General features: G+C 37.0%; 2 protein-coding genes and 1 pseudogene. All 3 read right to left on the reverse strand.

Translation table 11 applies throughout. The features are described 5' to 3' along the window. Positions 1-705 (reverse strand): AAA-like domain-containing protein (locus H1P_RS28325; RefSeq protein WP_186376191.1); only part of this gene is annotated, 705 nt, incomplete at its 3' end. 71 nt (positions 706-776) lie between these two features. Then, positions 777-2210 (reverse strand): S-layer family protein, encoded by a 1434-nt coding sequence (locus H1P_RS28330; protein WP_144874037.1) that lies wholly within the window; start codon positions 2208-2210, stop codon positions 777-779. A gap of 236 nt (positions 2211-2446) precedes the next feature. After that, positions 2447-2939, reverse strand: a pseudogene (locus H1P_RS36650) (two-partner secretion domain-containing protein); the annotation flags it as partial.

The following is a 2939-nucleotide window of genomic DNA, read 5'->3' on the forward strand; positions in this document are numbered from 1 at the left end:
TATATATTCTTCAAAATAAACGGTACAATTGTCATTACTACCAAGAATATCCGTATCCCAATAATCGTTTACTTGATTTTCTAACTTTAATTGACGAGAAACCATCACACAAAGCCAACGTAGTAGCTTGTCCAAATCTTGAAGAATTGATCGCTCGACGCTACCAAGATCGAGATATACTACTTTTTGATTGTCAACACGACCTCGCTCTAAAATACGATAAACTAAAGATGTTTTTCCCATCCATTTAGCTCCTTTAATCCTAATTAAAGAGCCTGGTTTAATAATAGTTTCATAACAAGTAGATTCCACTTGCAGTCTTTCAATATAAAAAGGAGAATCCAGCGCAATTAAACCTTCGGGAAAAGTCAAATTTTCCAATTTTAAAGAGTTATTTATTGGAGTTTGATGTTTAACAAAATCAACTTGAGTTGGTTCGCGACATTTTCTTTGCAGAGCTGCCTTAAAATTCTTTTTAGATACCTTTTCTTTTAAAGCTAGGGAAATATTACCCCATAGCTTGTTACCTACATCTTTACTCAAATAATTGCTAGTATAGTTTCCTGCTTCGGCTATTTCTTCATAGGTTTTATTTTCCCAAGCACCGTGCAAAATTAAAATTTCAATATCGCTCAGATGTTTACCTGTTTTTTCAAAGATCAAACTGTCGACTGTTTGTTTGGCTTTTTCCCAATTAAACTCCATGATCTAAATTCCTTTTGTAATTGACGATATAAAAGAGCCGCAGTTACTTCTAATAGCAAAAATTCTTATAACTACAGACATTTACGACTCAACACTAGCTTACCGTTAGTTAAGCGATACACTCCTTGGGGTTCGACAATGCGATCGCCTGGTTGCCAACTGTTATTATTATCTGGTAGGTTACGTACCTCTCCTGTAGGATATTTAGAAGGTAAACTATCTCCTGGGCGTACTGGTAAACTTTCACCGCCAGTAATGATAAATCTACCCTGTTTTCTATTTCCTATTGGTACAACGCAACTATTAGCCAGTAATTCATCGGTATCCAAAGAGTTATCTGGTAATTCCGATAGGCTGTTTTGAATAAAACTAACATCAGGAACAGAAACCGTACCCGAAACTGATCCTGTAGCATTAAGATCGGCGCGAGAGTTATTATCTAAAAAATCGGGATTGCCTGTTAGAGAATTAGAGGTAAAGTTTTCTCCAAAAAACACGGGAGTGTCCAGGTTAATATTTCCTCCTGTTCCATCTTGAGCAAAAGCAAAAATATCACTATCATCAAAAGCAATAACTGAATCGGCAGTTATCGTAATGTCTCCTCCATTATCTACGCCATTATTTACGAAAGTTACAATATCGCTATCACCTCGCAAACGAATATCTCCCGCAGCAATTGTGATTTCTCCTCCCGCAGATTCAGAGGAATTGCTGGTTATTGAAGCATTTTCCAACACTAAAGTATCAGAAGCATTCAAAATGATATTTCCTGCGTTTCCTTCTGTAATACTTTCGGTAGTTATTGTTGAATCTTCTCCTAGCAAAACAATATCAGCGTCAATTAATATTTCACCCGCCTCTCCAGATCCTAGTTCAGCAACATTATTAGCAGCATCAGTTGTAATAAAACCACCATCTATTAATTGTAACAAACTTGTAGTGATCGTAATATTGCCAGCCTTCGATCCTCTTTCTACATTGCTCGATATTCTACTAGCTCCTCCAACGCTTGTTTTTCCATCTATAATCACCGATTCTGTTGCATTAATCCTAATACTTCCCTCATTTGCCAATCCAGAATTATTGGCTGTAATCTGACCACCATTTGTTAGTCTTAATGAATTAGTATTTATCTCAAGCTCGCCAAAGTTTGCTGCTCCATTTGAATCGCTCGATATTCTACTAGGAACAGGACTGCTGCTTTCACCATCTACAACTACCGATTCAGTTGCATCAATTGTAATATTCCCCCCATTTCCGACTCCAAAAGTCTCGCTTAAAATCGAAGCACCATTTGTAAGTCTCAATGAACCTGTAGTTATCTTGATATCGCCTGCATTTCCTTCTGCACCTTTAAATCCTATACCGCTCGATATGTTACTAGGACCTCTATTATTTTTTTCTCCATCTACAACTACCGATTCAGTTGCATCAATCGTAATATTCCCCCCATCTCCTGTTCCCGTAATATCGCTTGAAATAAAAGCACTATTTGTAAGTCTCAATGAACCTGTAGTTATCTCGATATCGCCTGCGTTTCCTTGACCCTCTAGAAATACACCGCTTGATATTCCACTAAAATCGCTATTGCTTCTCTCTCCTACAATTACCGATTCAGTTGCAGTAATACTAATATTTCCCCCATCTCCTCTTCCTACAATGTCGCTTGAAATAAAAGCATCATTTGTAAGTCTTAATGAACCTGTATTTATCTTGATATCGCCTGCGTTTCCTTGACCTTCTAGAAATACATTGCTTGATATTTCACTAGAAGAGCTATTTTTTTTTCTCCTTCTACAATTACCGATTCAGTTGCAGTAATACTAATATTTCCCCCATCTCCTCTTCCAAAAGTATCAGTTGAAATCAAACCACCATTGGTTACATCTAATGAATTTGTAGTTATCTCAAGATTGCCAGCGTTTCCTTCTGAAAATATACGACTCGATATTGTACTAGAATCTCCATTGATTTTTTCACCATCTACAATCACCGATTCTGTTGCACTGATACTAATATCTCCCCCCTCTCCTCTTCCCGAAATATCGGTTGAAATCAAACCACCATTGGTTACATCTAATGAATTTGTAGTTATCTCAATATCGCCAGCGTTTCCTTCTGAAAATATACGACTCGATATTGTACTAGAGTCTCTATTGCTGTTTTCTCTATCTACAATCACCGATTCTGTTGCCGTAATATTAATATTTCCCCCGTCTCCTATTCCAAAATAT

This window comes from Hyella patelloides LEGE 07179 (genome assembly GCF_900659865.1).
In the GTDB taxonomy this organism is placed as follows: domain Bacteria; phylum Cyanobacteriota; class Cyanobacteriia; order Cyanobacteriales; family Xenococcaceae; genus Hyella; species Hyella patelloides.